This is a genomic window from Flavobacterium salmonis (genome assembly GCF_903819435.1).
GTDB classification, from domain to species: Bacteria; Bacteroidota; Bacteroidia; order Flavobacteriales; family Flavobacteriaceae; genus Flavobacterium; species Flavobacterium chungangense.
The window spans coordinates 1-5,724 of the sequence record NZ_CAIJDP010000081.1 but is presented as its reverse complement, the minus strand read 5'-3'; the positions used below and the strand labels follow the sequence as shown (position 1 = coordinate 5,724).

6 protein-coding genes are annotated in these 5,724 nt (G+C 32.0%); all 6 read left to right on the top strand.

The window, feature by feature from the left end; all coding sequences use genetic code 11:
• Positions 1-357 precede the first annotated feature (357 nt).
• Positions 358-681, top strand: a complete 324-nt coding sequence (locus FLACHUCJ7_RS18045) for a hypothetical protein (RefSeq protein ID WP_180909901.1) — start codon at positions 358-360, stop codon at positions 679-681.
• 165 nt (positions 682-846) lie between these two features.
• Entirely contained in the window at positions 847-2,931 is a 2,085-nt protein-coding gene (locus FLACHUCJ7_RS18040; RefSeq protein ID WP_180909900.1) for a Helicase associated domain protein, read from the top strand.
• A gap of 596 nt (positions 2,932-3,527) precedes the next feature.
• Positions 3,528-3,941: a hypothetical protein gene (locus FLACHUCJ7_RS18035; RefSeq protein ID WP_180909899.1), complete on the top strand. Its 414-nt coding sequence runs from the start codon at positions 3,528-3,530 to the stop codon at positions 3,939-3,941.
• Positions 3,938-4,300 (top strand): hypothetical protein, encoded by a 363-nt coding sequence (locus FLACHUCJ7_RS18030; protein ID WP_180909898.1) that lies wholly within the window; start codon positions 3,938-3,940, stop codon positions 4,298-4,300. Before FLACHUCJ7_RS18035 ends, FLACHUCJ7_RS18030 begins: the two co-directional genes overlap by 4 nt.
• A gap of 162 nt (positions 4,301-4,462) precedes the next feature.
• Positions 4,463-4,912, top strand: a complete 450-nt coding sequence (locus tag FLACHUCJ7_RS18025) for a hypothetical protein (RefSeq protein WP_180909897.1) — start codon at positions 4,463-4,465, stop codon at positions 4,910-4,912.
• A gap of 394 nt (positions 4,913-5,306) precedes the next feature.
• Positions 5,307-5,724, top strand: a 418-nt coding sequence (locus FLACHUCJ7_RS18020) for an IS110 family transposase (protein WP_180909896.1), incomplete at its 3' end; no start/stop codon positions are given.

Below are 5,724 nucleotides of genomic sequence, written 5' to 3'. Positions count from 1 at the left end.
TTGCAACTTTAGTGGAATTATCGTTTTTAATTCCTATTTTCGTTTAGCCGAAAATACTCTGTTCCATAAGCTGCAAACAGCTAGAGGCGCAGGAACGTTAGCAGTTATAGCTTCCAAAGCGACAGAAAAAGAAAACAGAAAAGAATCTTAATTATAATCAATTATCCAAGTGGAAAAATATTATGCTTATTTAGCTATCTCTATTATAATTTTAAGCATTTATAGTTGGTATAATAGAAATGATTGGAAGAATTTTTCCGAAATGAATTCTTATGATAAACTGAATGTAATTAGAGTTCCATTTATTATGATGGCAATAATAGTTTCGTTAATAATAGTAATTTTAAAAAATCTTAATTGAAAAAGCGAAAACAAATACTATATTTAGTTGTTGTCTTGATTATCTTCATAATAATTGACAGAAATTTATGGATGAAAGACAGAGCTGAAAACCTATTTTTGTGGAAAAGTGGAACTGTGTTAGGAGATCCAATTAATTATAATCAAGACTTTGAAATTAATAGTAGTGAAATAACATTCAAGGAATATAAAAATGCCGAATTTTGGCCAAAAGTTGCAGAAAACAGAACTCACAAATTTTACTTTGTAGGTTGTTATTTTGGAAATCTTTATTTGTATGACAAAAGTACTGGCAGAATGTCAACGTACGAAGAGAACTAATGCTACAACTGCTAACACACGCTACAAGCAAGCTGGGCAATTGGTTTAATTTGAAAATAGTTTGTATTTGATACATTTGTTTTTAACCGAAAGAATACGCATCTTTAATCCCAGCCTGCGTGTAGCGCGGGAACGTTATAGGGCATTTTAAAAACTGAAATAGCGATGAAATTTGAATTCCTTGGACACGGACTTTTTGACGAACATGACACGACAGTAGGAAACTATCTGCACAAATCTTTTAAAGATAAAAATTTTGACACTTTTCAATGTTTTGTTGCCTTTACAACTTTGTCAGGACTTTCTGTTTTCATTGATGAACTTGAAAAAGTAAAAACTCGTTACAAAAAAATCGAATTTTATCTAGGTATTGACGACAAAGGGACTTCAAGAGAAGCATTACTCGAACTACTCAATAAAAACATCGAAACTTATATATACTATAACCCTACTAAACGAACAAGAGCAATTTATCACCCTAAACTTTATATGTTTCGGGGTGCTAAAGCGAATAGAGTAATTTTAGGTTCTTCCAACTTAACTCGCCCGGGGCTTTTTAATAACATCGAAGCGTCATTGGCTATGGATTTTGTTACAGGTAACTTTCAAGGTACAAAACTTTTGAAACAAATTGAAGACTATTTTGCCTCATTTTTTGGCAAAAACAATCAAAATCTCAGAAAACTTGACGCAGAATTAATAAAGTATTTAACCGACAGGGAATTAATTTTACCTGAAAAAAGAATTTACAAAGACGAAGAAGAAAAGGAAAAGACCAATGTCACAGACGACCAAGGTAATGACCTTTTTACAGCTATTGAAGCATCCTCAGTTGATTTAGAAGAACTTGACACAGTTGATAGCGAAACGGAAATTAAAGATTATCAGCCAAGATACATTGCTTTAACCGAACACTATTTTGCAATGTGGCCAGAAATATTTCAAAAATTCAAAGAATTTAAATCAAAATACAATACTGTTATTGTTCCTAGAGATTTTGAAAACCCAACTCTTTATGGTTGGTATGTAAAGCAAAAAGCTCTTTACAGAGAAGAAAGAATTCCAGAAGAACATTTAGAAAAATTAATTGAAGTAGATTTCTTTTTCGGCGATGGACATAAAATACGATTTGATAAAATTTGGGAAGGTTATTATGAAGACCTTAAACAATACTTTCAAGAAAACGGACATTCAGACATTCCAAGAAGAAAAGACAGGAACGACGCTTTATACAAAGTTTCAAATTTTGTTGCTATGCAACGACACTTTAAGAAAAAAGGTGACCAGCGAATGACTGAATACCGAATAAAAAAATTAGAAGAAATTAATTTTAGTTGGGAAGTTGGTCCTAGAAATGCAGGACTAACAATTAAACACGATGACCAATGGTTAGACAATTTAGCTAAATATTCAGAGTTCAAAAGAAAATACGATAGAGAGCCAAAACAAAAAAGAAACTCAGAAGAATACAAACTAGGAAAATGGCGAAATGACCAAGCAGTTTATAGAAAACAAGGTGTATTATCTCCCGACAGAATCGAACTTTTAGATGCAGAAGGAATTATTTGGGATTTAGATGAATACGATTTCAATATAAAGATTGAAAAACTTTTAAAATATAAAGAAGCTTTTGGGAATTTTAACGTGCCATTGAGTTATACCATTGACGGAATTTCTTTGGGACAATTTGTTTACACGCTTAAAAAACGCGGAACAAAACCTGAAAACAAAAAAAAGCTTGAAAAGATTGGAATGACCGATGTGATACTTCGTTCAGAAGCACAGGAAACAAGCAATAAGAGAAGTCATATTACAATAGATTGGCGACAAAACTTTGAACAACTCAAAAAACTTAAAGAAAACGGTATTAACATTAATGAAATTGACAAATACAATAAGGAGCATCCTAAAATTGGAAACTGGATATTCAATCAACAAAAGCGCTACAGAGACAGTAAACTAAGTGAAGAACAAGACAAACTTTTAGAAGAATTAGGATTAAGAATGTCAAAAGAAGACACAAAAGAAGCAAGATGGAATATCTTTTATGAATTGATTACAGAATATAAAGCCGTATATGGTGATTGTCGAGTAACCAAGACATTTGATAAAGAACTTCATACTTGGGTTGGGTTGCAAAGACGAGGCTTTAAACGAAACATATTGACACAAGAAAGAATTATCAAACTTAATGCCCTACAATTCGATTGGACAGTTGAAACAACGGCAAAAAAGAAAAACGCCCTATAACACACGCTACAAGCAATTTGGGTTTTAGGCTTAATTTGAAGTTGGTTTTGTATTTGGAAGATTTGGCAAATCCGAATAATGGGCTTAATTTAGTCCCAAACTGCTTGTAGCGCGGGGACGTTGTGCGTGATTGCTCCCAAATTGGAAAGCGGAAAACCGAAAACTAATTGAGAGCCGAAATTGGAAAACTAAATATTGGAAAGCGGAAAATTGGAATCTAAAAAGCAGAAACTTGAAAGCTAGATTTTGACGAACCGAAATTTGAAAATTTTGAATCTGAAAATCAGAACTTTAAAGCTGGATTTTAACAAACTAAAGCCGAAAAATTGGAACCTGGAAAATCGAAATCTGAAAGCAGAAAATAACATTGAAACCGCATAACCGAACTGTTGTCGATTTTCAGAACTTGCTCACTTTACGTGTCGCAACCTCGCACAACATACGTCTCTAGCTATTTGCAACTTTAGTGGAATTATCGTTTTTAATTCCTATTTTCGTTTAGCCGAAAATACTCTGTTTCATAAGCTGCAAACAGCTAGAGGCGCGGGGACGTTAGCCGTCAGTTTCGAGCAAAAGAAATCCTAAAGAAAAAATGTATGAAAGAGAAAGTGTATAAATATTCTGCAATTAGTCTAATAGTAATTAATTTCATTACTCTATATCTGTTTTATGACTATTTCACAGAAAATCCTGCAATGTTTCGTGGATTAGGAATATTAATGAATTTTTTTAGACTAATAATTTTTTCTGTTGGACTTGGGATTATTTTACTGGGAATTAGATTGTTTTTCCACTTAAGAAAAAAGACAAATCCAATAAAAACTCATTTTCTTTATATTTTTTCTGCAATACTTGGTGCAAATCTTTTTATTAATTGGTTGATTTGCATTTTTATGGAATTAATTAAACTTGACTCAATGCTTAATTTTGCTTTTTTTACATTGCTGGCAATTTCTATTTTTTCAATTATTGACATTTATAAACTGAACTTTATAAACAAAAATAAATGAAAAAAAATATTAAACTTATTACATTAATATTTGGTACCATAATCCTTTTATGTATTTGTTTATGTGGACAGTTTACGCATGAGAAATTTAACTCTAAAAAATGGAAAAATGCTGACCAAAATTTAGAAGAAAATTGGAGCATTCGCTGGGATATGATGAATAGTTTGAGAAATGAAAAAGAACTTATTGGAAAATCGTATGAAGAAATTATAACGATTTTAGGCAAACCAGACAATGAAAGTAAAACTGAATTATATTATAGTTTAGGTTACACAGGAAACGGAATAAATACAGGAAATTTAAAAATAGAAATAAACACAGAAAAAAAAGTAACAAATATAAAAGTTAGTGAAGGATAAAAAACCGAACGGCTAACAGCAGTTTGCAGAAATGGCGGGTTTTGGGCTTAATTTAAAGCTGGTTTTGTACTTGCAAAGTCAGTGTTTAACCGAAAGTTTAGGTTTCCTTAATCCGCCACTTCTGCAAGCTGCGAAACGTTATATGCTATTTAACCAACAATCATGAAAAATATTCTTCTTTTAACATTTTCTCTAATAACATTTTTTAATTTATATGGACAAGACATAATTCGTTTAAATAAAAAACCTAATTTTATTTTGAAAAGTTGGTATCCAGAATTTAAAGAATTTCCAACATTAAAAATAAATGAAAAAAAAATATTATTTACTTATTTAACTGATTATAAAACTTCCAAACTTTATAACAATGACATTGATCTAAAACCTAATAATGCTGAGGTTGAAATTATTGAAACTGAAAAACCAAATCAATATTTAGTAAATGTTCTAAAAGCAAATGATAATTATGTCGAATTCGAATTATGGCTTGAATTAGGAAACGAAACAATTCTCATAAAAGAAAAAAACATATGGAAAAATGCAATAAATATTTATCCGTATAAAGAAAATAGAATCATGATTCAAAAAATTAAACTTAATCTATCCAAATAAACAGCACATAACCGCCGTTTGGCAATATGGCGGGTTTAGGCTTAATTTAAAGTTGGTTTTGCACTTGTAAAATTAGTGTTTAACCGAAAGTTAAGGCTTCCTTAATCCGCCACATCGCCAAGCGGCCAAACGTTGGCGGTAATCCCCCATAGTCCGCGTGCCTTACCTCCCGAAGCTAACGGCCATTGCATAAAAAAAATCCATAAATTAGCTACACTCATTGCAAGGCCGATTTGTAAACTGTTGCATAATAGCACGAGTGTAATCCTGGTTGGGAAGTGTGTGATACCTCCAGTGGTGGTACAATTTTTTGTAACCCCGATTAGAATATTCTATTTATCCGAAAGAACTTCCTCTTTGAGTATTTTTTTAAATTTAAATGTTCAGAATCAGAATGAAAGAACAAAATCAAATTTCGATGGAGATTGTCAATCCTAAAGCTGCAGGAATAGACATCGGTAGCAGGAGTCATTTTGTAGCTGTTGGTCAAAAAGAAGAACACGTAAGAGAGTTTGGTGTTTATAATGACGACCTCAAAGTAATATCAAATTGGCTTAAAGAAAATGGCATCCAAACCGTAGCAATGGAAAGTACAGGCACTTATTGGCAAGCATTATATGCTGTTTTGCTCAGCGATGGTTTTCAAGTGATATTGTGCAATGGAAAATTTACCAAAAACATCAAAGGAAAGAAAACCGATGTACAAGACTGCCAATGGATACAAAAATTACATTCCATCGGTCTATTATCTGGAAGTTTTTTGCCGGATTTACAAACTGAACAACTCCGAACTTATTGCCGACACAGAGCTG

Excerpts from the sequence above, each read along its gene's own strand:
- FLACHUCJ7_RS18040 (WP_180909900.1), top strand. The coding sequence starts at position 847 with ATGAAATTTGAATTCCTTGGACACGGACTTTTTGACGAACATGACACG.
- FLACHUCJ7_RS18035 (WP_180909899.1), top strand. The coding sequence starts at position 3,528 with ATGAAAGAGAAAGTGTATAAATATTCTGCAATTAGTCTAATAGTAATT.
- FLACHUCJ7_RS18030 (WP_180909898.1), top strand. The coding sequence starts at position 3,938 with ATGAAAAAAAATATTAAACTTATTACATTAATATTTGGTACCATAATC.
- FLACHUCJ7_RS18025 (WP_180909897.1), top strand. The coding sequence starts at position 4,463 with ATGAAAAATATTCTTCTTTTAACATTTTCTCTAATAACATTTTTTAAT.